This is a genomic window from Gordonia sp. GONU (genome assembly GCF_024733855.1).
GTDB classification, from domain to species: domain Bacteria; phylum Actinomycetota; class Actinomycetes; order Mycobacteriales; family Mycobacteriaceae; genus Gordonia; species Gordonia amicalis.
This window is the reverse complement of sequence record NZ_JANRHB010000007.1, coordinates 160035-186698: the sequence shown is the minus strand read 5'-3', so window position 1 is coordinate 186698 and position 26664 is coordinate 160035. Positions and strand designations below refer to the sequence as shown.

Annotated in this window: 19 protein-coding genes and 1 pseudogene; 16 read left to right on the top strand and 4 right to left on the bottom strand. The window is 62.3% G+C overall.

Annotation, left to right across the window (positions count from 1 at the left end; all coding sequences use genetic code 11):
• Positions 1-17 precede the first annotated feature (17 nt).
• From NWF34_RS09595 to NWF34_RS09585, 3 genes are read left to right on the top strand one after another with little or no spacing between them, the layout of a single operon-like run.
• Positions 18-1184, top strand: coding sequence for an LLM class flavin-dependent oxidoreductase (locus NWF34_RS09595; protein WP_258324827.1), 1167 nt, complete (start codon positions 18-20; stop codon positions 1182-1184).
• A 6-nt stretch (positions 1185-1190) separates the two neighbouring features.
• On the top strand, positions 1191-1697 hold the full coding sequence (locus NWF34_RS09590) for a flavin reductase family protein (RefSeq protein WP_258324826.1): 507 nt from the start codon (positions 1191-1193) through the stop codon (positions 1695-1697).
• Positions 1698-1716: 19 nt separating this feature from the next.
• A complete protein-coding gene (locus NWF34_RS09585) occupies positions 1717-2028 on the top strand; it encodes a hypothetical protein (RefSeq protein WP_127963086.1) in 312 nt (103 codons plus the stop codon).
• A gap of 4 nt (positions 2029-2032) precedes the next feature.
• On the opposite strand, the gene NWF34_RS09580 is transcribed toward NWF34_RS09585, so the two are convergent.
• Complete coding sequence (locus tag NWF34_RS09580; RefSeq protein WP_258324825.1) at positions 2033-2944, bottom strand: LysR family transcriptional regulator; 912 nt, start codon at positions 2942-2944, stop codon at positions 2033-2035.
• Positions 2945-3011: 67 nt separating this feature from the next.
• Here NWF34_RS09580 and NWF34_RS09575 point away from each other — a divergent pair, with 67 nt between their 5' ends.
• The 10 genes and pseudogenes from NWF34_RS09575 to NWF34_RS09530 all read left to right on the top strand — a co-directional run bounded on the left by NWF34_RS09575 (position 3012) and on the right by NWF34_RS09530 (position 10841).
• A complete protein-coding gene (locus tag NWF34_RS09575; RefSeq protein ID WP_258324824.1) occupies positions 3012-3878 on the top strand; it encodes an amidohydrolase in 867 nt (288 codons plus the stop codon).
• A complete protein-coding gene (locus NWF34_RS09570) occupies positions 3875-4705 on the top strand; it encodes a mycofactocin-coupled SDR family oxidoreductase (RefSeq protein WP_258324823.1) in 831 nt (276 codons plus the stop codon). The genes NWF34_RS09575 and NWF34_RS09570 overlap by 4 nt, the downstream gene beginning before the upstream one ends.
• Positions 4706-4762: 57 nt before the next feature.
• Positions 4763-5368, top strand: coding sequence for a trans-aconitate 2-methyltransferase (locus NWF34_RS09565; protein WP_258324822.1), 606 nt, complete (start codon positions 4763-4765; stop codon positions 5366-5368).
• Between the two features lie 398 nt (positions 5369-5766).
• Positions 5767-6501: a hypothetical protein gene (locus tag NWF34_RS09560; protein ID WP_258324821.1), complete on the top strand. Its 735-nt coding sequence runs from the start codon at positions 5767-5769 to the stop codon at positions 6499-6501.
• A gap of 148 nt (positions 6502-6649) precedes the next feature.
• Positions 6650-7420, top strand: a complete 771-nt coding sequence (locus tag NWF34_RS09555; RefSeq protein WP_258324820.1) for a hypothetical protein — start codon at positions 6650-6652, stop codon at positions 7418-7420.
• A 48-nt stretch (positions 7421-7468) separates the two neighbouring features.
• Positions 7469-7777, top strand: a pseudogene (locus NWF34_RS09550) (SAM-dependent methyltransferase); the annotation flags it as partial.
• Between the two features lie 213 nt (positions 7778-7990).
• On the top strand, positions 7991-8323 hold the full coding sequence (locus NWF34_RS09545) for a WXG100 family type VII secretion target (RefSeq protein WP_309148633.1): 333 nt from the start codon (positions 7991-7993) through the stop codon (positions 8321-8323).
• The gene (locus tag NWF34_RS09540; protein ID WP_258324818.1) at positions 8320-8616 is read left to right on the top strand and encodes a WXG100 family type VII secretion target; all 297 of its coding nucleotides are present in this window, start codon (positions 8320-8322) and stop codon (positions 8614-8616) included. The genes NWF34_RS09545 and NWF34_RS09540 overlap by 4 nt, the downstream gene beginning before the upstream one ends.
• Positions 8607-10166, top strand: coding sequence for a TNT domain-containing protein (locus tag NWF34_RS09535; RefSeq protein WP_258324817.1), 1560 nt, complete (start codon positions 8607-8609; stop codon positions 10164-10166). Before NWF34_RS09540 ends, NWF34_RS09535 begins: the two co-directional genes overlap by 10 nt.
• Positions 10167-10214: 48 nt before the next feature.
• On the top strand, positions 10215-10841 hold the full coding sequence (locus tag NWF34_RS09530; RefSeq protein ID WP_258324816.1) for a hypothetical protein: 627 nt from the start codon (positions 10215-10217) through the stop codon (positions 10839-10841).
• A gap of 158 nt (positions 10842-10999) precedes the next feature.
• Here NWF34_RS09530 and NWF34_RS09525 read toward each other — a convergent pair whose 3' ends face one another.
• The gene (locus NWF34_RS09525; protein ID WP_258324815.1) at positions 11000-12790 is read right to left on the bottom strand and encodes a TerD family protein; all 1791 of its coding nucleotides are present in this window, start codon (positions 12788-12790) and stop codon (positions 11000-11002) included.
• A 299-nt stretch (positions 12791-13089) separates the two neighbouring features.
• On the opposite strand from NWF34_RS09525, the gene NWF34_RS09520 reads away from it, so the two are divergent.
• The 3 genes from NWF34_RS09520 (at position 13090) to NWF34_RS09510 (ending at position 19179) form a co-directional block, all read left to right on the top strand.
• Complete coding sequence (locus NWF34_RS09520; RefSeq protein WP_258324814.1) at positions 13090-14382, top strand: hypothetical protein; 1293 nt, start codon at positions 13090-13092, stop codon at positions 14380-14382.
• Between the two features lie 33 nt (positions 14383-14415).
• The gene (locus NWF34_RS09515; protein ID WP_258324813.1) at positions 14416-15045 is read left to right on the top strand and encodes a uracil-DNA glycosylase; all 630 of its coding nucleotides are present in this window, start codon (positions 14416-14418) and stop codon (positions 15043-15045) included.
• A gap of 162 nt (positions 15046-15207) precedes the next feature.
• Positions 15208-19179, top strand: a complete 3972-nt coding sequence (locus NWF34_RS09510) for a DUF3427 domain-containing protein (RefSeq protein WP_258324812.1) — start codon at positions 15208-15210, stop codon at positions 19177-19179.
• Positions 19180-19253: 74 nt separating this feature from the next.
• Here the strand turns inward: NWF34_RS09510 and NWF34_RS09505 are convergent, their stop codons facing one another.
• Positions 19254-21446 (bottom strand): DEAD/DEAH box helicase family protein, encoded by a 2193-nt coding sequence (locus NWF34_RS09505; protein WP_309148632.1) that lies wholly within the window; start codon positions 21444-21446, stop codon positions 19254-19256.
• A complete protein-coding gene (locus NWF34_RS09500) occupies positions 21416-26476 on the bottom strand; it encodes an AAA domain-containing protein (protein ID WP_258324810.1) in 5061 nt (1686 codons plus the stop codon). The genes NWF34_RS09505 and NWF34_RS09500 overlap by 31 nt, the downstream gene beginning before the upstream one ends.
• Positions 26477-26664 lie beyond the last annotated feature (188 nt).

Below are 26664 nucleotides of genomic sequence, written 5' to 3'. Positions count from 1 at the left end.
ATCGACAGGAGACTCGCATGAGCAGGCTTCGCTTCGGATACTTCATGGCGCCGTTCCACGCACCCGGCCGCAACCCCACCGCCGCCCTGGAACGCGACCTCGACCTGGTCGCACACCTCGACCACCTCGGCTATGACGAAGCCTGGTTCGGCGAACATCACTCGGCGGGCAGCGAGATCATCGCTTCCCCGGAGATCATGATTGCCGCGGCCTCACAGCGGGCGAAGCGGATCCGGTTCGGCACCGGCGTCACCTCGCTCTCCTACCACAACCCCCTGTGGGCGGCCGACCGCATCATGCAGCTCGACCACCTCACCCGCGGCCGCACGATCTTCGGCGTCGGACCCGGATCCCTGCCCACCGACTCCGCGATGATCGGCCTCAACCCCACCGACACCCGTGAACTCTTGCAGGAAAACCTCGACATCGTCGTACGCCTCCTGCGCGGCGAAACGGTATCCGCGAAGACCCGCACCCACGAGCTCTACGATGCCAAGCTGCAGCTCGCGCCATATTCGGCGGACGGGATCGACGTGGTCGTCGCCGCAGTGGCCTCCCCCACCGGCCCACGCCTGGCCGGCACCCATGGTCTCGGCCTGCTGTCGATCGGCGCGACACTCTCCGCCGACGGCTTCGACGCCCTCGGCCACCATTGGAACGTGATGGAAGAACGGGCCGCCGCCAACAACGTCACGGTTGACCGCAGCAAGTGGACCCTCGCCGGACCGTTCCACATCGCCGAGACCGAGGCCGAGGCGTACCGCCAGGTCGAGTACGGCATCGAGCAGTGGTTCGACTACTTCCAACACGTCGCCGCGTTCCCCCAGATGGCCGTCTCCGGAAGCAAACTGACGGAGATGATCGACTTCATCAACGAAGCAGGCATCGGCGTCATCGGCACCCCAGAACAGGCCCGGGCCCAGGTCCAGCGTCTGTGGGATCAGTCCCAAGGTTTCGGCTGCCTGCTGCAGATGGGCCACGATTGGGCTAACCCGCAGGACACCAAGCGTTCCGCGGAACTCTTCGCGCAGGAAGTGTTCCCGCACTTCCAGGGCCAGGCGCAGGCAACACTCGACGCCGCTGAGCACGCGCGCGCTGTGCGAGAGGGCCATGCTGCGAAGCAGCTGGAGGCCGTCGACCACATGACGCGCAAGTACGAGCAGGAACTGGCATCGAAGGGCTGAACAACGATGCCCTCCAACACAACAGCCGCCGATTCGCTTCAAACGTCATTCCGCGACGCGATGGCTCACGTGTGTTCCCCGGTCGCCGTCGTCACGGCCTTCGACGGCGACCGGCCGCACGGCACCACCGTCAGCGCGTTCATGTCATTGTCGATGGAACCGCCGATGGTGACCATCGCGCTCGACCAGAACTCGGAACTCCTCGGCGTGATCCGCGCGCACGGGAACTTCGCTGTCAACGTACTCGGCGCGCATCAGTCCGACGTCGCGCTTGCCTTCGCGCGGAAGGGCCACGACAAGTTCGACGGCATCGGGTGGGCGACCACTCAGACGCTCTCCGCTCTCAACGGCGCGGCGATCTGGATGAGTTGCGCCGCAGAACGTTTCGTCACCGGCGGCGATCACACGATCATCGTCGGCGCCGTGCGGCACGTCATTCGTGAGGAGTCGCCACCGCTGACCTACCACGGTCGCATCTTCGGCACCCACTCCCCGATCCTCAACGCCACCTGACACCTGGAGGTCTTTCGTCGTGTACGTAACCGTCCAGCCCGGGCGGGTCGAAGTGCTCGAGGCCACGGACTACCGCCGGTTTCAGGTCGAAGCCGCTGCAAGCCTCACCGCCGCCGACATCGCGAAGCAGCTCAAGGACTCCCGCCTCGGTGAGATCGAGGGCGACCATGCGTGGATTCACATCGGCGCTCTCACCGTACTGTTGGCTGCGTCCGAGGGATTCGACGGCCGGCAGTTCGAGGCGATGGTCGCCTATGCGCATGAACGTGGATGGGTGTCGGACGACGGAGGATCGTTGCGGGCACACCTCGTGCGTGCGGGTACCGCATAGCGCTTCACCCACCGGGCAGGTTCCCGCCTGCTATCCACCCACATTCCTCGGCGAATGCGGCTGCGCCACTGACACAGTCACGTACTTCCGGCGAATCCGAGTGCGCATCCATCCAATTGAGGAACCACGATGCGGTCGCGGTGGGCGCCAACGGGAGCCACCGGAAGGTGTCGCCGACATCTGCGGCCACCGACTCCAGGCACACGAACAAACTCTCACCGTCGGTGACCATGTCGCTGCCGGCGACGATGCCGAACACCGCCGACGTCGTCCATCTGGGGTGCCGGCCCTGACTCATTGCCCACTGTGCGATCCACCGGTTCCACTGGCTGAGCTGATCGTCGATGGACACCACCGGATAACGTTCGAGATCGCCGCCGGTCACCGAGTCCTGCTGTGCCAGCGGATGTCTCACGTCCATCAGCGCGCCGACGCGTTCAGCACGCAGCGGCGTGCTTCGCGCCCCCGCCGCGTGGATGGGCGCCCCGATGGTCAACGACAGTTGCGGTCCCCTGGCGTCGTCACCGGTCAGCGACCGGGGCAGCGTCGTGAGGTGTATGGACAATGCGGGGTCGGCGGAGCGTAACGCGGCCATCAGCCTGCGTGGGGTTTCGAGCGCGGGCTCGCTGATGTGCACGGTGACGGCACGACGAGGTGTGGCCGTTCGCGCGATGGCCGCACCGACGCGGTCGATGATGTCGAGAGCGTCGACCGCGAGGTTGTGTCCGGCCGGCGTCGGTTCGACCCGGCGACTCGTCCTGTCGAACAGACGCACTCCGAGGCGTCGTTCCAGACGGAGGATGGCCTGACTCAGGGCGGGCTGCGCCATGTGCAGCTGCTGTGCGGCGCGGGTGAAGTTGCGTTCGCGATGCACGGCGACGACGTACTCGAGCTCACGCAACGACACATCTAGCATCCTGTGATGCTAGATCGATAGGCAATGGGTGTTGGTCGTTTTCGCGCGCGGCGTCGACGATCAGTCCATGCCTCAACATGTCGTCGACGCCCACCTTCACCTGTGGGACCTGAACCATCCCTGGTACCCGGGTTTGCAGGCTTTCGCCGAGGATGTCGGCAAGCCCGACCTCTACTCCGACTTCGGTCTCGACGACTACGCGGCGGCGGCCGGTGGGTTCCCGGTCGAGCAGTTCGTGCACGTCTCGGCGGTGACCGCGCCGCGTGCGTACCTCGACGAGTTGCGGTGGGTGTCGAAGGTGGCCGCCGACCGCGGAGTGGACATGCGCTTCGTCGGATCCGTCGACCCGACGCTGAGCGCGCAGGACATCTGCGCCGACCTCGACGCCCAGGCCGCGATCACGCCGGAGTTCCGAGGAGTCCGCGTGCTCTACGGCTTCGAACCGGACTCGCAGGCGGCACGCACCGTGCTGCGCTGGCTCGACGACCACGACCTGGTCTTCGACCTCACCGCCCACCCGGAGACCATGGACGGCTGGTTGCGGACGCTCGCGAACTTCCCCGATCTCACCGTCGTTCTCGAGCACACCGGATGGCCCACCGCGACGGACGTCGACGCCCGGGCCGCGTGGCGTCGCGCCATCGCCGCGTGCGCCGACTCGACCTCTGCCTCGTGCAAGATCTCCGGGCTCGGCATGTCCACCGGCGACCTGTCGGCGGAGACTCTGCGCCCGTGGGTGGAACCGGCAATCGAAACGTTCGGGTGGGACCGGGTGATCTTCGGCAGCAATATTCCGATCGAGCACATCGGCGGCCGCTACGCCGACCTCATCGAGTCACTCACCACGATCATCGGTGAGGAGCCCGCGGACGAGCAGGACCGGTTCTATCGCCGAAACGCACTCGGCGTGTACGGCTTCGGGGAGGATCGATGACCGATCTGACCGGGCAGGTCGCTTGGGTCACGGGCGCCGCACGCGGCCAGGGACGCGCCCATGCACGCGCGTTGGCGGCAGCGGGAGCCCACGTCATCGTCACTGACATCGCCCGGCAGGTGCCGACGGTTCCCTATCCGCTGGCCACCGAAGAGGAGCTGGCTACGACCGTCGCTGAGATCGTCGCCGACGGCGGCCGCGCCACGGCAGCGCGATTGGACGTGCGTGACGCTGCGGCAGTCACCGTGCTTGTTGAAGCGATCATGGCCCAGCACGGTCGGCTCGACATCCTCGTCGCCAACGCCGGCGTTTGCGCCTTCACGCCGGTCGAGGAGATCCGTGACGACCAGTGGGCCGACATCGTCGATACCAACCTGACCGGGACGTTCCACTGTGTGCGCGCCGCGGTCGCAGCGATGAAGGCGAACGGGCGAGGTCGGATCGTCGGAGTGTCGTCAGGTGCGGGACGCGGTGGCATGAAGGATCTTTCGCACTACGCGGCCACCAAGTGGGGCATCATCGGCTTCATCAAGTCGGTCGCCCTGGAGGTCGGCGCGTACGGCATCACCGCCAACGTGGTGTGCCCGACGTCGGTGAATACTCCGATGGTCATGAACCCGACCACCTTGAGGCGGTTCCGGCCAGACCTCGACGACCCCACCCCCGACGACGCGCGGTCGGTGTTCGCCGGTCTCGGCCCGCTGGGTGTGCCGTGGCTCGAACCCGAGGACGTCACCCGCGCGGTCATGTACTTCGTCGACGATCCTGGCCTCACTACTGGGACCGTTCTGGAGGTCAATCTGGGGACAACGGCCACGCGCGGGTGACCGGCCGGAGCGGCGCACCCACGTAGGTGCGTCGCTGCCTCTGGGACAATAGGCGGCATGGTCGAACAGAGCATCTGGATGCAACAGGTCGCAGCGAATCCCGATCACTCCACCTGGTACGTCGAGCGCTTTCGTGCAATGGCGGCGAAGGGCGACGACCTGGTCGGTGAGGCTCGACTCATCGACGCGATGGCAGCGCGCGGATCCCGCATCCTCGACGCAGGGTGCGGCCCGGGACGTGTCGGTGGATATCTGGCCGAGGTCGGGCACGACGTGGTCGGCGTCGACGTCGACCCGGTGCTCATCGCGGCAGCGGAAGAAGACCATCCCGGGCCCCGATGGTTGGTCGGCGATCTGGCCGAGCTGGACCTACCGGCGCACGGCATCGAGGAACCGTTCGACATCATCGTCTCGGCCGGCAACGTGATGGCGTTTCTGGCGCCGAGTACCCGCGTGACGGTGCTCGAGCGGTTGCGTGCGCATCTTCGGGAGGACGGACGAGCGGTCATCGGGTTTGGTGCCGGGCGAGACTATGCGTTCGACGAGTTCCTCGACGACGCAGTCGCCGCGGGATTCGCTCAGGATCTGCTGTTGTCATCATGGGATGTGCGGCCGTTCACGGCGGACTCGGAGTTCCTGGTGGCGGTTCTGCGGCCCGCGTAGATACCGCACAGTGGGTGGCCCACGAAGGCTGGAGATCGATAAGTGTAGCGATCAAGCGGACTACAAAAGATCATCGTCGGACCGCCTTGGACATCGACAATCCCCTCAATGTTGGTCCGAAACCGTGCCTGGCCCCAGGGCTGTCGGCAGGTTGCTGATCCGACGATGATTCACCTTGTCGGTGGTCAATGCGATCATCAGCATTGTGTGGTGCCGGGTTCCGCGGTCGGCTGCACGCACAGGCTCAACGCCATCGACGAGGTGTAGTCCACAGTCCCGAAGCCCGTGCTACCCCGGGCGGGCCGGAATGGGACGTGCCCAGGCAATCTCGACAATGTGGTCGTCCGGTGCGTCACGATGGGGCTTGAGGCACGAGGTACGAGGACGAGGGGATAAAGGTGGCCGAAGAGAATCTGTCGTTGTCGGATCTGCAGATCTGGATCAGTTCTGCCCTCGAACCGATGGTGGGTCATGAGGCGGTCAATGACGACGACGGCGACTTCCCAATCCAATTCGACACGGGCGCCGCCTTCATCACAGCTGTCGAGGACGAGAAAGCGATCCACGTGTTCTCCCCGCTGGTGACCGACATCGTCGAGACCGATTACGCGGGGTTCGTTGTGCAGCGGCTCAACAGGGCTCACCCGGCCCTCAAGTTTTTCCTTGTGGGCGACACCATCCGTGTGCGGGCAATTCTCTACGCCGATCCTCCGGTAGAAGCTCACCTGATTCGGTGCCTCACCGAGTTCGAGTCGGTGATGACCGACGGTGCCGAGATCGCTCAGGACGTCGGGGGCACCTTCGCATGGGAACTCGGGGCTAAGGACGAGGACGACGATGACGAGGAATTGCCAACTCCCATCATGATCCTTTTCCAACTCGACGCAGACGGCGACCACCCGCTGTCACCAGAAGACGTCGCACGCATATGCGACGACGACGGTGCGGCCATACTGCGGTACATCCGGATCGTTGAGGAACAGATGATCAACTGGCGCAACAGCGCAGACGATGCGCTCGCCACGGGTGATACCGACGAAGCCGAGGCCTGCCTCCACGAGGCGCGGGGCTGGGAGAAGACCGCGCGCGACCTGCGGGGCGCGTTGCGACATGTGGCATTGGGTTCGTCATGAAGGCCGTGGCTGTGCTCCTACTGTGTGCTGTTGTCCTCGCTTCGACGGCGTCGTTCGCGTGGCCGCGTCCACAGAAGACCCGGAAGTCCGACGCCAAGCCGAGTAGGCGGAGGTCACCTGTTCTGGCGCTCAATGAGGAACTCCGGTCTTGGAGAGCATCGCCCTGGTAGATCAGATTCCGGAGGGGCGCGCGGCGGGCCATGTTGCTCTCGCGCTTGACGTTTGGTCAGGGCGGGATTTCACGCTTCGCAATCGGGCCGTCGGACTAGGCTGGCTTCCGTTTGTCGATCCGCCCGAGCATGAGGAGACCGACGAGACTCGCGTGGCACGTCTTGACCGGGTGTACGACCTCAACAAGACGGAACGGGCCGAAGTGGAGGGAATGCGCGATGACCTCGTTGGTCGGTTCGCTTATGTTGCGGGGCTGATCGCAGCGCGCATCTACGCCTACCCTGCCTGGCGCCTCGACTTCTTCGACGAACACAACGTTCGCATAGACCTGGCCGCTCAGGTCTCGGCCATCGCCGCCAGCGCCGCGCTGCTACGTGATCAGCGTGCGCTCCTGGGCGAACCGCCAACCGGACATCTCGCGAAGGACGACGACGTGGTGGGTGTCTACGTCGAGAAAGCACGCGTGCTCGACAGTCGCGCAGATGGTCTGTTGCGGCGAGTGCAGGCCTTCGCCGAGTACCGCGAAGCTGTGGACGGGGTGCAGAAACGCGAGGACAAGCGGGCGTGGTTCGATCGTGTCGGCGCCATCGATGAGCTGGAACACGCGGTAGATGACGTGGTGAACTCCTCGGAGACCGACCATCTCCGCGGAGTGGCAGGCAACTCGGCCGTCCTCGCGACCTTGTATCTCGACACACTCGAACCCCTGACTGCGTCGCTTACGGTTTCGGAGTCTCGGAAGTCCTGATCCTGGTTCGCATAAGTTCAATTCGCGGGAGACGTCCGGAAGCGGGTCCTCGCCGAACTCGATCTGCCTGCCCGTGGCATCGGTGAACCGTTCTACATCGTCGTGTCCGCAGGCAACGTCGTGACTTTCCTTGCACCGAGTACGCGTGTCACCGTGCTGAGTCGCCAACGAGCACATCTGCGCGACGATAGCCGTTCCGTGATTGGGTTTGGCGCCGGCGGGGATTACCCATTCGCCGAGTTCCTTTCTGACGCAGCGACAGCCGGCCTCATTCCTGACGTTTTGCTGTCGGCGTGGGACGTACGGCGATTTTCCGAGAACTCGGAATTCCTGGTAGGAGTTCTCCGGATGGTTTAGCCGCTGCACTACCAAGCAAGCAGTTCGCTGCTCGGAGGGTTTATCTGCTGCTACGTATCCCTGGGGCCAGCGCACGTCCGCTCCCAACGTTGGATTTCAACAGACGCAACCGCCCCAGGCACTGTCGCGCTGAGTCTCCCTTGTATCGCCGGCGGGCCCTGTGGAAGGAGTCGTCGTTCTCCTCTGAAACCAGGTAATGTCCGGGCGGGTCATATGGGGGGTCAAATGGAACTGCGAGCCGATCTCGAGGCGCTGCACGCTGCATCGCGGAACGTCACGGAACTTCATGCCGATATCGCAGACGAATGGTCTGCGCTCGCCAAGCGGGCCGAGGATCTGTTCGGTGGTAGCTGGTCAGGAGCGGCCGCGGACTCATACGCCGAGCCGTGGGCTCACTGCTGCGAAGGTCTCGGGCACGTCTTGAACGGCCTGAGTACGATGGGCCAACTCCTCGCCTCAGCGGCACAAACATACGCTGAGCGCGACACTTCGGGTGCGAAAGTCATCGAGAGGACAGCCTTCGACATCGCACTGAGGCTGCCATGACATCTGACGATGCCTACCGCATCGAGCTCGCGGCAGTTCAGGATTTTGTCGACGACCTCGCACGGTTCACTACAACGGTTGACGACCGGATCCGTAGCCTCGACGCACAGATTGAGGAACTACACCTGGTGTGGGCCAGCGACGCAGCAATCGCTCATCGCAGCGCTCATAGCCAGTGGCGCGAGGGTGTTGCCGACATTCGTGAAGCCATCGTGGAGATCCGGAAGGCAGCGAGTCACTCGCACGCGGCTTTTGGTGGGCTACAAGAACACCTGCGAAAGATGTGGCCTTGACGGCACCGATCGCGGTCCGTCCATCGTCGTTCTCCTCAGCGGCTGAAGCCTTCCTGCAGGTCCATACCGACATCAGCAGGACTCTGGACGCACTGTACGTCTCGCTGCAGTCGAGCGGCCAAATGGCAGGAAGCGACAAGTCCGGCAGGGAGTTCGCACAGTCGTACGACAAGACCGTTAACGGGGAACAGAGTCTCCTTGCGGGTATCGCACTGATGGGTAACGCCTGCGGCAAGATGGCCGAGCTGCTGGACGCATCTGCCGTCAACCATGCGAACGTCAACAACGCCATCGGGCTGTGTACTCCAGCCAATCCTTCAGGCAACCTCAAGAACCTGGACACGATTCCGACGCTGTCGGTGGGTACTTCTTTTGGCGGTCCGGGTGAACCGAGCAATTGGGAAAAGTTAAAGGAGTTCATCGAAGGCGAAATCTTCCCCGACGGACAACCGGACAAGCTAGAGAAGGTCGGCGACGCCTGGACCCGTGCGGCGACAGCACTCCGCACGCATCAAAGCGCAGTTCGGTCCGCGATCAAACCGATCGCCGGCGAGAGCTCTGCCGAAGTTGGACCAGCCCAGGATCAGGCAGCGATGATCGACCAACATCTAGGTGAGATTGCCGAATCTTGCGATGCAGTGGCGAAGCTCTGCAATGGGTTTGCTGATGAAGTACGGAAGACCCGCGAAGAAATCGGCAACCTCGTCGAAGAGTTGGCGTGTGAGCTACTGGTCGCGGCAGCCATCGGAATAGCGTTGGTGCTTGTCACCTCGGGGTTGAGTAGCCTGCTCGCGACAGCGGCGGGCGTGGCGAAGGCTACACAAACGGGTGCCCGGATCGCGGGCGTGATCCGGGCCCTCGCGACCGCTGCCGGCCCAGTGCTCCGTCCGGTGGCGTACGTGCTGGACCCGGTTGCTGCGGCGGCTGGCGACCTCGGCGCGTTGATGGGTTCGCGTGGGGCGATGTTCTCCATGCAGTTGTCCAAAGGATCAATACGGGCAGCGGAGTTAGCTGCCGCTTTGGAGAAAGTCCCGGTTTGGGCACACGATGAATTGAAACGCGCGGCCGATCCTGACGTTCTCCGCAAGGCACTGGAGGCCGACGGGGTGCCGAAGAATCTGATAGACGACGCAATCGCGAACAACCCGTATCGCAACATGACACCGCAGCAGATCCTCGATCGATACTGGGATGATGCCCGAGGTACCTGGGCATACCCACCGAACAACGGATTCGAGGGCGGCTACAAGGTAGCCGACAGTATTCCTGCGGGCACGCGACTCGACCGATTGGGCGGAGACGGCGGTGGGTTCATGGGGCGCGAAGGCGACTCGTACAGCGCCCGAGCGCTTCCACCGGGCAAGGCTGGGCCGTACACCGAGTACGTTGGCACCGGAAATCCGCTGCCCGCGAACTGGGAAGTACGGCACGGCAAGATCGCGGAGGCATTTGGTCAGTCAGGAGGCGGACACCAGTGGGTTGTGGTGGACAAGCTGACGGGCAAAGAAGTGCCAGTGAAGAAACTCATCGACGCCGATGCAATCGAGTAGCCAACCCGATGCCTAGACATTTTGTACAGAGTATTGAGAGGAATACCCGTGGACCGCTGGCATGGACTGACAGACTTCCTTTCTTCGATGCAGTACTGGTCCGAAGTTCAGAACGCACTAGCAGAAGGCGGAAAGTTCCGTAGTGCAGTGCCTCTCTACGAACCGCCATACCTCGACGGAGACAGGCTTGTTGTCCCGCGTGGTCCGGGAAATGCCGAGGACTCGGAAGGCTACACCGACTACTCCATCCTCGACCAACACGACTATTTCAGCATTCGAAGCTCCGGCAGAAGCAGGGGAAATCTGTACAGCGAATCGTCAGAGTCATGGTTTGGAATCTTTAGCGACGCGGGAAAGCACTTCCTTGCGAGTGAAGTGGCATTGACAACGCGACTGCGAATCCCGGGCAAGCGACTCGAGATAGTCACTCGCAGATGGAAAAACCTCGGACTCGCACCCTCATGGACCGAGGTCGCCCAGCCGAATCCGGGCGGTTTTGTCGACTCGAAGACCTATTACAGGAGCGACAACCCGACAAGGTTCTACATCACCGTTAACCCAGATACTTCGACGGCCTTCCTTCTTGATCTGAGCTGGCGAGAGCTCAATTCCGCTCTCAGCGAGGGAATTCCGGGCATCGAACACGTCCAGATGCCGAAGTTCTCGGACGACTAGCTCGTTGCGCTCGCCTAACTGTTAGGAATCTGGACAACAACCTCGCCCGCGTCGACCTGGTTCCCTTGGCACCAAAGAACCATTCGAGATCATCATCTCCGCTAGGAACGACATGGCCGTCTGTGCTTCGAGTAGGTGCTGGGTCGAGGCTCCGTAAGTCAGTCGTCCACCTCTACGCCGTGCCGCACAGCGAACTCGGCCAAGCTGTCGTCGTATCCCTGTCCGAGCGCACGAATTCGCCAGACATCGTTGCGACGGTAGATCTCGGCAATGATCATTGATCGCTCGGTCGTCGCGGCGTCGAGTACTGCTGTGGCGAAGGTGAGTTCGGAACTGTCAACGGTCACCGACAGTGCTCCGACGTCACCAAAGGTGGCGGTCTCAATCGACGCGCCGACCATGATGCGGTCGATGTCGACGTCTACCGCCGAGAGGTCGACCGCTATCCCCTGCTCCCGATCGCCGTCGATACACAGGCGCACCGCGCCGTCCGGACTGGCGGGCTGGTTGTAGAAGACGAACTCGTCGTCGGAAAGCACCTTGTGATCGCGGTCCAACTCGAAGGCGACGACGTCCACTTCGATCGGCGCAGCAGTATCCGCCCAGGCGACGTTGACCGTGAATTCGGTGACGTCGGAAGGAACGTCCATCACCGCTCCAGGCGTCAGGTTCCTGGGTGTCTGCGCACGGGTTGCGGCCGCCGTGGCAACAGCGGATTCTGGCTCCCCAATGGGTGTATCGCCCGCCAACGTTTCGAGGTGATGCGATTCAAGTATCGGAAGCTGCCTGTCGTGGGCCTTTCGTATCCGCGGATCCGAGTGCCCACCGTCCAACACCAGGACGTGTGTCACGCCGGCCGTGAAATTGATGGCCGGGGTGGCGCCTAGAGTCGTCAGGCGAGATCGGATGGCTGCCGCCTCAGTGTGGTCGCCACCGAGCACGAGGACTCGCCGACCGCTCCACGGTAGAGCCACCGGCTGTTTGGAGGGACGCGACGACGCGGTCTGCGGCAACACCTCGATGACGGGGACGGACTTCGGGGTTCCCGGCACCACTCGTTCGACGAGTCGCATAGCGGTGGCCTCGTCGACGATGGGGATGCCCTTATCGCGGGCAACCCTCAGTTTCCGACTGTCTGGGACTCCGGTGTTGGCGATCAGCAGACCGGTCTTCCCACTGACGCCGTTCATCACGTCGAGGCCTGCGTCGGTGAACCGTCGAGCCAGCTCGAGACGGGGCAGCGAGGTTGATCCGGTGATGACGACCTTGGTGCCTTGGACCAGTCCGACACCGGCGTCGAACCGACCAGGGTCAGTCCATGGGCACGGCACGCGGGTCACGTTGTCCGGGTAAGCACGCGTGGTGGAACCGCACGCGACGACCGGAACTTGTAAGCCGAGGTTGTTCGCGAGATCGAGGCTGCGACGAAAGACTTCAAGGAGCACCCGAACGTCGTCAACCGCATTATGGGCGTCGCGCTGCGGTATCTGCCAGTGACGGGCAAGCGTCGCGAGCTGAGCGTTGGGCACATCGAGCTGCAGGCGACGGGTGAGGGTTACCGTGCACAGACGATGAGTGATCGGGAGAGTCACGCCAGCTCGCTTGGCTTCTCCCACGAGGAATCCGTGGTCGAAGTTCGCGTTGTGCGCCACAAGAGTTCGGCCGGATAACAGCTCGTGTAGTTGCACGACCGCTGAATCGAACGTGGGCGCGCCTCGGAGCCTCTCAGGCGTGAGCCCGTGGATGTGCACGGGGCCAGGATCACAGCCCGGGTTGAAAAACGACGAGTACTCGGCTTCGGTTTGTCCATTGCGGTCGACGGCGATGGCTGCGACGCTCAGTACGCGATCGCGGCTTGCGTTCAAGCCGGACGTTTCGACGTCGACCAGAGCCCAGCCTCTATGTGACGGCAACAAATAAACCTCGTCTCCTGACCGCGTGCGGAGCACGGAACGTCCTGGATCCTGGACACCGGCGGCTACACCGCGGGACGGTGTGAGTGCATCGGCCTGCGGTAGCGGGTGTGTCGCGATTCGTGACGCTAGCGCACGCTCCCGACAACCTCTCACACCTTGTTCCAACTGTCGAACCCGTGTCTGACTCGTGCCGGTCTGGGTCGCATGAGCCGATAACGCCCGCGAATCATGCGCTCCTGGAGCTGGTGTCACCTGATCGGACGAACGGAACGGATGTCGGCCGTATCCGCTACATTCGGTTCATTCTGTAGCAGAACGCGGGAGGTGGCGGGTTGTCGAAGAACCCTAGGACGGTGCCGGTGTGGACGATTGCGACGGACCGCGCGGACGTACCCGCGGTGATCGGCGATAACGCACTCACTCCCGAGCGGCTCGACAGTCTTCGGACCGCTCTCGCAGCTCTGAGTGACATCCCGATCACGACTCTCGAGGCCCACGACGTTCCCAAGGCCCTCGACCGGTCGAAGGGCATCCACCTCCACGGTGTCAGTCCGCTGGCGACGCAGCTGTCAGAGCTCGTGAAGAAGACCCCCAATGTTGTCACCGACGGCGGCGAGACTCTGTACACGATGGTCGTACCCCCGAAGTTCGCGTCGCAGTTCGCCGCCGGAATCGTCAAACCGATGGCGTCCTCGACGACCGCGAACGGCATCCACAGTGCACTGTCAGACGGATCCAAGATCGCCGCCCATGCCTCCTTCGTCCCGGTCAGCGCCGGCAAGGCAGCGGCAGCCGGCGCCGCGACCGGCTCGGCCACCACCGCAGGAGCGGCCGCAGCTGGTGCCGGAGCCCTGACCATCGCCGCACCGCTCGTACTCATGGCGGTGGCAGTCGGCGTCAGCGCGTACGCCGACCAGCAGCGACAGAAGACCTTGGAGCGGATCACCGAACTCCTCGAGAAACTGATCGCCGACAACCTCGAATCAGAGCAGCACAGCCTGGAGGCGTGCCGCGGCGCGATCGTCAAGGCCACTTCGGTCCTTCTCGACGAAGGACGCATCGGCGCCAGCCTTGGACTCGACTCGACAGTGTTCGCTATCGAGGAGGCGCTGTCGCGCGCAAAGTCGCGGATTGCCAAGTGGGAGAAGGAACTCACCAACCTGAGTAGCGACAAGGTGGAACTCAACCAGCTTTCCAAGTTCATCCCGGGCATCGAGAAGGCTGACAGCGAGTTTTATGTCCACGTCGAACTCGCACAATTGGCCATCGCGATGAAGCAACGAGTGCTGATCCTGCAAGCCGTCGAACATGCTCAACTGTCCGAGGGTAACCCGTTCGAACGATTCGTGACCACGTTGCAAGCCGAGAAGCAGGGTCTCGACTCGCTCGAACAGCGTCTTGAAGCGGTGGTTCTGCGGCTGTCGGCATTGCAACTGGATCGCTCCCACGGCATCCGGGACGTGGTGTTCTCTTCCGGCGAGGTCGACAAGTTACTGGAGACCACACGTCGTCTGCGCGAACTCGGCCAGTCGGTCCAGCCCAGCACCCGCCAGTCGGAGGTCACAATCGACATCCTTCAGGAGAAGGACGGCTCGGTCATCGTCTTCCCGGCCATCGCCTCGTGATCTGTCGACTCAGCACAGCCAGCACGAAAGACCATGGCAGTCAACGGACGTAACGCAGACCCTGCTGTCGTACGAGACAAGCATGCTCGAATCTGGGAACCGCACGTCGCTCCACTCAACGAGTTGGCGAACCGCATCGCCGATGCAGAAGGACTCCCCCACGGATATGTTCCGTACGTCGACCCGGACGCCGGTGGTGTTCGCGCGCGGATGCTCGTGCTGTTGGACAACCCGTCCACGAAGGCTGAGGCCGGGACCGGTTCTGGACTCCTGAGCCTGGACAACAACGACCGCACTGCCCGGAACTGCCGAGAAGCTTACGCGCGACACAACGTTGAGTGGGCTGACGTCGTGCATTGGAATGTCGTGCCATTCCCAGTCGCCGGCGAGAAGAACGGTGGTTCGACGCCGAGTGAACGGGCTCGTGCCGTTCGTTGGACACGTGAAGTGGTCGACCTTCTGCCTAACTTGGAGATCGTGCTCCTGCTCGGTGCGGCAGCGCGGGACGGATGGAAACGGGCGGGCATCAGAAGGGCCGGCGTGTACGTCCCGGAAGGCAACATCCCGCACTGTTCTATGCGTGGCTTGAACACTGCTGGTGGTCGGGAACGTTTTGAAGAGGCGATTATTGATGTTGCCAGATGTCTGAAACTTAACGGGTAATGCCCCTTTCGTTCGCGCGCCTCGGTCGCGCCGACCCTGCATCCCAGCTAGTCAGCCACTTCTGGTTCACTCGTTGGAGCCACAAGAATCGACGTGTCGACGCCGCATTCTCACCTTACGAATTTCTCGACAGTAGTAATGGAAGAATTCCGGAGTGCCTGAATGAACCCACCTGAGTCCCCGTTCGTCGATATCCCTCGGAGCGAGTGGATCGCTTCCAACCGGTCGGCGTTCGCAATCTGGGACGCGTATCCGGTCAGCCCAGGCCATGCTCTAGTCGTGTCGCGCCGAGAGATTGAGGACTGGTGGGTCGCGACAGCCGAAGAGAAGGCAGACCTGCTTGGACTGGTCGATGAAGTACGGGACGTGATCCTGACGCAGCATGGTCCGGTCGACGGCTTTAACGTGGGTTTCAACGCCGGGCGTGCGGCCGGCCAAACGATCGATCACCTGCATATCCATGTCATCCCTCGGCGACGGGGCGACGTTCCGGACCCGCGCGGGGGCGTTCGACACGTGATCCCAGAACGGGGCAACTACCTGGCGCAGAACGAATCAGTGGACGGTGGCCTTGTCCCCACGTCTCCCGTCCTCATTGATGGACGCACCAAGTACCTTCTTCCCGAGTTGGTCGCCCACCTTCGCGACTCGACCTTGGACCGGGTCGACATTGTGGTCAGCTTCATCAAGATGTCCGGACTCGGTCTACTCAACGGTGCACTCAGTGACGCGCTGGATCGGAACGCGGTGGTCCGAATTCTCACCACTGACTACCTTGGCCTCACCGAGCCTCTCGCCCTGGCCAGCCTGCATGACCTGGCAGATGACTACCCGAGCCAACTGTCGGTCAAAATCTTTCAAGACAGTGAAACGAGCTTCCACCCGAAGGCGTATCTCTTCTACTCGTCCGCTGCAGGCGCTGGCGAGGCAGCATTCGTCGGAAGCAGCAATCTGAGTCGATCCGGTCTTAATGGCGGGATCGAGTGGAGCCTGCACGTCGGATCAATCGACGATCTCAAGCGCGGCTTCGAGGACCTGTGGTCGGATCATCGCAGTGCGCCGCTGACGAATCAGTTGATCGCTGACTACCGACCTGCTCCACAGCACGTTCCGGCCGTCATCGAAGTCGTAGATGCACCCGAACCGGCGCCATCTCCCCGACCTATCCAGCTGGAAGCACTGGAAGCGCTCGCGCGTACCCGCGACGAAGGTTTTCGGGCCGGAATGGTCACCCTCGCTACGGGTTTGGGAAAGACTTGGCTCGCCGCCTTCGATGTCGCCAGCTTCGGAGGACATAAGGTGCTCTTCCTGGCTCACCGCGAGGAGATCCTCACCCAGAGTCGCGACGTATTCAGGCGCATGATGCCTACCGCCAGCATGGGTCTCTATTTCAGTGGGCACGACGACTATCGGGCTGACATCGTCTTTGCGTCGGTCCAGACGCTGTCGCGGAACCTCGAGCTGTTCGATCCGGAGGAATTCGACTACATCGTTGTCGACGAGTTCCATCACGCGGCTGCCGCAACCTACCGTGCGGTCCTCGACCACTTCACGCCCCACTTTCTGCTAGGTCTCACCGCCACCCCCGACAGGATGGACGGCGCAGACCTCCTAGCACTGTGCGCAGACAACCACGTGTACGACTGTGACCTCGTAGATGGAATTCGACGGTCCGAGCTTGTCCCCTTCCACTACTGGGGCGTCCCGGACCCGGTGGACTTCGAGCCGATTCCATGGCGCAACGGCCGGTTCGACCCAACCGCGCTCGAAGCAGCATTTGCCACACAGGATCGCGCTCAATCGGCGTTCGACGAGTGGCAATCACGAAGGGGGCAGCGCACGCTGGCGTTCTGCGCTTCAAAGCATCACGCCGACTTCATGGCTGACTTCTTTGCGGATCGTGGTGTCCGCTGCGCGTCGGTACACAGTGGTCCCTCGAGTGCGCCCCGTAACGAAACCATCGACGCTCTGCGGGAAGGTGAACTCGAAGTCGTATTTGCAGTTGACCTTTTCAACGAGGGTCTGGACGTGCCGACCATCGACACCGTCCTGATGCTCCGTCCAACCGAGTCAGCCATCATTTTTCTGCAGCAGCTTGGTCGTGGATTGAGAGTTTCAGACGGCAAGGCTGCGCTGACTGTCATCGACTTCATTGGCAACCATCGCTCGTTCCTGCTGAAGCCCAGAACCATCCTTGCCCTCGGGAAACGCACCGCTCCGACGACGCTCCAAGTCCTCCAAGCCATGGAGGATGGTGAGTTCGACCTTCCTCCTGGCTGTTCGGTCGACTATGAGCTCGTCGTGGTCGACATGCTTAAGTCATTGACCCGCACAACAGCCACGGACGCTGTCGAGGAGTACTGCCGCTCCTACCAGGAGGATGAGGGGCTTCGACCGACGGCGGCACAGACATTCCGCGCGGGACACGATCCAGCGGCTGTCTCCTCGAGGCACGGTAGTTGGTTTGGTTTCTTGAACACTCTGGGACTACTCGGGCCCCGAGAGGAGGCCGTCTATTCTTTCCACGCGGATGTGCTTCGAGCGATCCAGATCGAGGACATCACTAAGTGCTACAAGCTGATCGCGATGCGGGCGCTGTTGCACGACGGGCGGTTCTGCACCGGGGACTCGGTGGCAAACAACGCGACGACATCACGGCAACTGCTGTTGGCCGACCCACGTCTCGCACGGGAAGTGCCTCAATCCCAGTTCCCCAACCTGCAGCAGGCACCCGAGCAGAAGTGGACATCGTACTGGGTTAGCTGGCCAATCTCGCGGTTGACCGGTGCGGATGGCTCGACATCCCGCGCAAATCACCTGTTTCGTCTGGACGCCGACCGCATTGTCCCGAATTTCACCATCGCACCAGAGCACCGAAATGTCTTCGAAAGCATGGCGGCCGAAATCATCGAGTACCGGCTCGCCAAGTACCTACTGAAGCAAGACGCAGGTACCCACCGTCGATGGCCCTGTCGGGTGGCGCTTGTAGACGGTCTTCCGTCGGTCCTGCTTGACCGGCGGCAGTACGCCGACCTTCCCAATGGCGAAGTGAAATTGGTGGTCGAGGGAGCGACGTATGAAGCGGCCTTTTCCTCTGTTGCAGTCGATGCCATCCGCGGAGGCGGAAGCGACGACTATGCACCACAGTTGCTTAAACGCTGGTTCGGGCCGACCGCCGGGTACCCAGGGCACGTGCACACAGTCGTACTCATGCAAGAGGACGGTGAGCTCACGCTCCGACCCGATCGTGCTGATGACGGCGGCCGACTCGAGCTACCGTTGTTCGGTAGCTTCGCCTCCGCGATCGGCGCTGGGCCCGCTTCGGGATCGAAAGGCACGATCGGCTCCAGCATCGCGGTGCGCGCGCGCACGGATATCGACCATTCATCAGGCAACCAGTTCGTCTGCTTTGCAGATGCAGGAGCGCTAGATCCGAGCGGCGGAATTCTCGCCGGCGAACCGCTTCTGTTCGAGTGGGCGTCTGCCACGTCTCCGACCGAACTCATCGGAGAGACGATTCTTGCCGAGGTAGAACATGGGGGTCAGTCAAAACGACAGCTGACGACGGTGTGGCAGGTCGACAGCAACATCGTGCTGGAGTCGGCGGACGGGTCGAGACAGATCACCACGGGAGCAGAGGTACTGAAGTCGGCGCGTCTCGTGGCCGAACTGTCCGAGAGCGACATTAACCCACTCGCAGATCGAATCGGCGACCAACTCAAGAGCCTTGACGTACCCGAGCTCTACGGGGAAACCTACAACCCCGGGAACTGGCGCTCTGGGCACGTATCACTCGCGCGACACGCGGTACTGTTCGTGACCCTTGAGAAGCGCTCCGACAGCATCCAGTACGTTGAGCACTTTGAAGGCCCAGACCTTTTCGTGTGGAGCTCGCAGAATTCGACCAAGCCCGAAGGAAAGAAGGGCCGGGAAATCCTTGAGGCTCCAGCAACCGGGAAATCGATCGAGCTGTGGATGCGTCGCAAGCCGAGCGACCCGTTCACATACCTCGGTCGTGTCATTCCCCTGGGACACGAGGGCTCTCAGCCGATGACAGTCACGTACCGCTTGCTAACCCCGCTGTCCGGAGAACTGCGACGGCGGTTGAACTTCGAGCAACATAATCGCGCGTAGCGACTGATCCCTATGCGGTGCAAACGCATACACGGAGGTCCCTGTCGGCAAAGCAGACAGGGACCTCCGCTGGCTTATGCCTGAACTTCTGTGGGCATCGTTCTCAGACTCGCGATCGGCTCGCCGGACTGCTTCACCTTCCACAGCGCCCAACCGTCGACGCGTGAACGCTCGGAATCTCCATAGAAGCGGAGTTGTGCTAGAGCTGCCTCATCTGGCCCCTCGAAGTTGCGACGGCCGACAATCGCGTAGTCCAGAACGACGCTCCAGTCACTGGTGTCGAGCACTGCCCCGGGTACGAAACCACCCTCGCACTCCATGTAAATGGGAACTGTGTTGCCTGACTCCGGGTTTCGGGGGCGTTCAGAGGCCTTGGTAGGGAGCTGAATCCTGCGAGTTCCGAACGGCTTCTGCGGCCTCTGCTCGACGTCAACGTGCACGGAGTCATCACCTGCGCGGCGGCTCGGATGGTCCACCGGTTGTGAAACATGCCTCTGGCCGAGCTCAGGATCCTTGACTGACACTTCGTTTCGGCCCTTTAGGGGCTCCGTATGGGTCGTCGCCGATCTGTCATCAGACGCCCTCGATGAAACCCCAGGTAGCTGAATCCTCCCAAGCGCCTCGTCGCCTAGCTGCACAACCTCGTCATAGGTTCGGTTGAGCCGAGCCGCGATGCTGCCGTTGTCGAGCGGCTCATCCCCGTCGAGACCGAACCGACGAATCAGAATGTCAGCTTCGTGGGGGTCCAGCTCGACTATTGCACGGAGGATCTCGTCGACGCTTTCGCATCGCTCGAAACGCACCGCACTCGCGACGACGGTTCGAATGTGCGCACTGGCGCGCTGGATTGTCGCCGCTCGCTGCGCAACCGAGATTGTCGCAGCCTCAGCCAGTTCTTGGTCATCCTCACCGAGGATTTGGCCGTTGTTGTCTCTCACTTCTGGTAGCCAGTCCTTCACCACTGCTGGGACACTGTGAACCTCTACAGTTTCGAGGTGTTGCGCGATGTCGGTGAGCTGCTCAAGGAAGGTCCCGTGCGCACCGTTCTCCGGGTCTTCGGAGCTGGCTTCCGCGTACAGAATGACGAACACCGCGGCGCGTCCATCGGCCTTTGGCCGCAGCACTCGACCCATTCGTTGGATCATCTGACGCCTCGTGCGACTCGCAGCGAGGACGATCGCAACGTCCGCTTCAGGAACGTCGATACCTTCGTCGAGAACCCGAGGAGCAGCTAAAGCCGTGATACTTCCGCGCTTGAAGCTACCGAGGAGCGCAACCCGCTCATTCCGAGTGAGGTCGCTCGTGTATGGCGCCGCCGCGATACCAACTTGCAGGAGAGTTTGGGCTGCAGAAGCGGAGGCCGACATGGTCTCGGCGAATACGAGCGACCTACTCGACTGTTCTAGCACAGGGGCGATCGCGGCGAGTGCCTCCTCTTTGCCGGAGATCGAGGCGAGAAGGTCACGGCGATCGGCAAATGCTTTGAGGTATCGCCGTGCGGATCTAACAGATGCATCGCCACTGAAGTCATCCTTCGCGAGCAACTGAACGTCTTGTAGAAATGATCCGAAAGGTTCTGCGCGGCAGCCGAATTTATTGATCAGGTTGGTTCGCTCGCCACGAGCAACCTCGTCGAGGTCGTCGTATCGTGCCCGTTCGCGTGGCGAGAACGGAACGGGCACGAGGGCCACGTTCACTGGTGCGAGGATGCCGTCCTCGTATCCGCGTTGGTAGGTACAACCAGAGATCACGTTCTCAAAGAATGGCAGCAACACCCGGCCGATACCGTCGTCCGACCGTTCCAAGGTCGCCGTCAAACCAAGGCGATGGTCGAACGAACTCGCCGAAAGGACCTTCGCGAAAGACTCCGCGCCGTAGCGATGAACCTCGTCGGCAACCAAGAGCGATCCAGCCGGCGGCTTTTCGGCAGCAGGCATCACAGCCGACTGCACGGTCGACACAATCACGTCGAAGTGACGAAACGAGTCCTGATGGGCATCGCCGCGTCGCCCCACCCGCAACGCACCACTTGCCGCCACGAGTCGTTCATGCCATTGGCGGAGCAGATCTCGCGACGGTACGACGACGAGGACCCGGCGCCCCTCGGCCACGGCCTCTAGCGTGGCTGCGATTCCGACTTCGGTCTTTCCTGACCCAGTAACGGCTTCGACTACTGCTCGTCGTCCATGTTTGCGCCACTCGTCGAGCGCCTCCTGTTGCCAGGCGCGTAACGGTTTCAAACCTTCGCTCCATACGAACGGACCCACAACATCGTGCCGGCTTTGGTCATCTCATCTAGCTGACCATCCTCGACCAACGCATCGAGCACATCTCGCGTAGCGCTCTCGTCGAGTTTCGAGATGTGGCATGCCCGGTCGATCGTCAGTGGAACGCTCGGCCACGCCGCGGCCACCAAGACCTTCCGAAGCGTTGCTTGGACGGGGAAAGCGGCAGGCGTCGCATTCTCGTTCTCGATCTCGCTATCGGATGCAGCGCGACGCAGCAAGTCGTCGCGAGCGTTCACGCCCGGGTTGTACTCGGGCGCATCCTGCCGGTTCTTAGCGCTCTCGGCGAAAAGGTCGCGTAGTACTCCTTCAATCTGCGATTCAGGAACCTGGAACTGTGCCGCCAGTTCCCGCGCTTTCATCGAGCGGTAATTTGGCGCTCCAGAAACTATCGCCTCCCGGAGAGCTTCGTCCGAAATCCGAACGCAGTCAGTCTCCGACGGCAACGTCTGTTCGACGATTGGCTTAGGTTCAATCGACGGCGACGTTCTTTCTACGACTGTTTCAACTGGGGTGGTTCTGGACCGTGCCCCGTCATCCGGCTCGTCACCCCGGTTCTCAATGGGAGGCACCGGTGGCTCGATATCCGTGGGGTTGTCTAGTCCGCTGCCGCCGCGACCGATGACGGTCGAGACCGTCGAGGGATCGTTCGAATGCTGTAGGCCGGGTTCAATTCCCAGTCTGTCGAGCTCGGTCCAGAGAGACGACATCGCTTCGATGCGATCTGCGTAGAACTCGGATTCCCGCACCCTCCAGAAAGTCCACCCGCAACGTCGAAGCTCGATCTCACGCTCGAGATCTTCACGAAGCTGCTCGGGTGTCGTGTGGAACGCGTCGCCGTCACATTCGACTGCCAAGCGCGACGCACTGCCGGTCACGACGAGATCGATTCGACGGTTATTCACTGGGATCTGCGGATTCACGTGGTATCCGCGGGCAACGATCTCGTTGAACACTCGCTGTTCAAAGAGACTGTCGAAACGCGGATCTCGCACGTCGTTCGGCACGTTCTCGGGGACGGGTTCGGTGGTGGCGACGGTTCGCGTGGTCATGTGTTCCAGCAGCGACTTGCGCAGGTCACCGGTGCGCAGTCGATCAAGCGTCACCGAGTGGAACAGCCACATCTGGTCCTTAGCGCGTGAGGCGCCGACGTTGAAGCGCTGTTCAAACTCTGTGCGCGTCAAAGACTGGAAGTTCTGATCGGGTGCTACGACCAACGAGAGGAAGATGACGTCCCGCTCGTCTCCCTGGAAGTCAGGCGGAGTCCCGACCCGGAACCGCCGTTCGTCCCACTCGTCCTCCGAAATGTTTCCTCGGAGCGCATTCTGAATCGCAGTGACTTGGCCCTGCCCCTGCAGGACAACGACTCCCATCGTCTTTCCGTCGTACTGCGGGTCGTCAAGGCATGCGCGCACTTGGTCTGCGATAGCCTCGGCTTCTGCCCTGTTGGTGAGTGTGGCGAACTTTCCAGTGACGGTTGCTCCGGCGACGTAAGTACTCTTGAGCGGTGGTAGTCGATCGGAACCGAACTGACGCACTGGCACCAGCGGAGCGTCCCGATAGAACTGGTTGCTTGACCAGCTGATGATCTCCGGCATCGACCGGAAGTGCTCCCGGAGACGGACGACCTGGCCAAAGCGTGACCGCAAGAGGGAGAAGAGGCTCGACCGCGGAGTGAAGGTGTTCCGGACGTGGTCGGGAAGGTCGCCGAGGTAGTTGTCCAGGCGCGTGAACACATCGTCGAGGCCACCGAGAGCGACTTCGCTAGGCGTGCACTGCTTGTCGTCGCCGACGACAATGACTCGCGGTGCCAGCCACAGGAGGTAGAGATTCGTGATGTCGACCTGGCTGGCTTCGTCCACGATGACAACGTCGAAGGCGCCTGGCTGAGGCGGAATCGACGCGAGTACCTGTTGCGTAGGCATGACCCACGCCGGCACCGCGCTTTGCGCCTCCTGCATCGCCATACGGGCTGCCTGCCGGAACCTCTCAGCGTGCTTGCCGGTTCCCTTTCCGATGCTGCGAATGTGATCGCGGTAGGCCTGAAGCGCCGTAACCTCGGTGGCGCTCATGCGCTCGAGCGCACTCTTCCACGCTCGTTCTGCCGCCAATCGCGCTGTCAGAGAGCTGATATCGGATGTTGCGGCGTCGAGTTCACTGCTGAGCTGCGCCTCCCGCCCAGGAGTCCGCTGTTGCTGAACCCACTCGTACGCACGACGCCAGTGCCACGCTTCATCTATGGTGTCGACGCGAGCACCCAAGCCCGGGTCAGACAAGTGACCCTGGAGTTCATCGAGCAACGACGGGGCTGCCGTTCGCACACGCTGCACAAGAGCCTGGCACTCGTGGTACTCGCGCTGTTGTTGCTGCGCACGCAAATACGCGCTCAACGCTTCACCGAACTGATGAGCGGATGCTGCTCGAACGCTCTCGGTGAGCTCGCGAGCTTCGGGCGCCGGCGCCGGCCCGAATGCGTTGCCAAGCACATCGGTGATGGCAGACAGTTCTTGACGGGCAGATCGGCGCTGCAACTCGAACGTGATTGCGGACGCCGCTTGAGACAGCGTGTCGGCATCGTCGACGCTACGGACGGCCAGATGCCGCCGAGTGCTCTGATACAGGGTGTCGGTAAGCGCGCGGCAGCTTGCCACCAAGCGTTCGATCGACGCGAGGTGACGACGCAGGATGACGAGGTTGTTCACCTGCGACGTACGCGAGGAGTCGTCGGCAAGGTGGACGCCGAGATCCGCAAGGATTCGCCGTGCGGACTCGACGGCGTCAAGTCCTTTGAGGTGTGCGACGACGATCTCGAGCTCTTCGGCTCGACGCACCGGATCGCCGTCGACGATCAGATTGAGTTCGAGTTCGTCATACGCCTTCTGCTCGGCGGAACGACGGAACCTTCCCTTCCACTCGGCACCATCCTGCAAGCGGGCGAACCATGCTTCTATCGTCTGAAGAACCCTACGTGACACGCCAGGTGCATCGACCGCAACGCTACCAACGGCTCGGTCGCACCGGGTGGCGCCCTCGACGAGGGTGTCGAGTTCCGGAACCCGCGCCCACAGATGGTCAATCTCACCTGCGAGCACGCGGTTTGCGAGCTGCCGGTAGTCCATAGGCAGCGCACGAACAATGTCGACCGCTTCCCTGAGCGTGCCGCACTGGAGCAGGACCTGCTCGGCTGTTCCGCTGTCGACACTCTCGATGATGTCGACAAGATCCTGTGTCTGAGCTGGAAGATCCAGCGGCGGGCGGTGGACCGCGTCGAAGAGGCTTGTCATCCGATCAGCACTAGGCAGCAGGCTGTCCAATGCCGGCAGCATCTGTTCCGCGCGAGTCCCATGCTCAGGCGTCTGCAGCTCGAGGAGCCGGACCAATTCCCGAAACTCTCCCGGGCCAAGTGGCGGTTCCGCGGCGTACAACGGGCCGGGAAGCCACGCATGTCGCTCACGCTGCTCCTCCAACCGTCGCACGATCGAGGCCAGCGTCCCACTGTATCCCGGAGCGACTTCGGGATGCTGGTAAGTCTCCGATTCCCGCAGCGCTCGGATCGATTCGAGGATTGTCGACCGACGTGCCAACGCCTGCTCGCGCTTGTCGGTGAGGTCCGCAATGGTGCGTTCGGACGCCTCAGGGATGAACGAGGTCTTACGCTCAGCGATCGTCGCGACACTTCTGTTGAGTTCCTGGGAACCGCCACGGGCCAGGTCCGTGATGGACACGCATAGCTCTTGCATATCCGCCGGCAGTTTATCTCGGAGCACTTGCAGCGCCTGTGACTTCTCGCTCGTCACCAGCACGCGTTGTCCCCGCGCAAGGAGCGCGGACATCAGGTTCGCGATTGTGTGCGTCTTACCCGTACCGGGTGGACCTTCCACGACGACGCCACTGTCGCCGCCGAGTCGCTCAATGATCTTCGATTGTTCGGCGTTGGCGGGTAGCGGGAACAGCGGGTCCTCGGCGAGTTCGCTCGGCGCCGTAGCTCCGGTGGATTCAAGCCATGCGACGCGCTCATCAGCCTCAATCGCGGCTACGAGCTGCGCTAGGCCGAGTGGTGTCTTCGCAGACGCCTCTTCGGCCTGGTTGATCATCTGGTTGTAGTACTCGACCAGCGCGAAGGCTCCACGCTTTCGCAAGACCAGAGCGGGCGCGAGGGCGAGCGATACCTCGCCGATGGTGGTGGGAGGTTCGAGCTCGTCGGTGACCGGGATTTCCAGACCGAGTGCACGAGCCGCCCAGGTCTTGAGAAAGACCTGGATCGACTCGTCAAGGGGCGAGCTCGACTCCCTGAGTTGCGCAAGTAGCGTTCGACTCCCTGACTGGTCGAAGATCTCGTACCCGGTGAGGAGCTCGCTGTCTTCCAGTCGACAGGACGAGAGCTCGACAAACCTCACCAAGAGGTCACCAGTGGTTTCGTCCCGCTCGATGGTCGCGGCCTGCGTGACGAGATGGGTATTCACACGCGACCCATCAGCAAGCTTCGACGGGAGGGACAGAAGCCCGGATCCGACGACGAGCTCCACCGAGTCGGGCCTCGCCGTGAGCTCATGCATCATGTCGGTCAGGGCTTGGTAAAGCTCATGGTGAGGCCGACGCTGCCGATCCGTCTGAGCCCACCCAGTCCACTGAACGTACCAACGGAGGTACTTCGCGCGGGCTCTCACAACCTCGGCTTCGGGGACGGAGGCATCCTGGCCCGGCTCGCGGAATTGGGGACCGTAGGACTCGCTCCGGTCTGCCGCAGCAGGATCGTCGACCCAGGTCAGGAGCTCCCGAGGGAGCTCAGGCGGCTCCTCCAGATGCACACGCGGCGCCCGCACCACCACGTCTCCCGCCGTCGCAGCCTGATCCACCTGAAACGGAGTTCTACCCGGGAAGAGCCAGTGGTGTTCTTCATGGTCCTCAACCTTGAGAACCGGCCGTGTCCGGGCCTTCACCATCTCCCGAAGGAACTGCATCAATCTGCCAACGCGATCCTTGAGGTCGACGTCGTTCTCTCGACTGGCCACTAAAACCCACTAACTCAGGCCGCGGCGTCGCGGCTCGCCATAATCGAGAGTCACAATAGCGGGCGACCGTGACAATTAGCGCGGGTAACTGTCGTCCGGCAGGGTGCCTATCCAGACTTCTCGTGGTGGACACCCTTGAATTCGATCGTTCAGAGGACAGTCAAGTGACCCATTTATTCTGTGGCCGC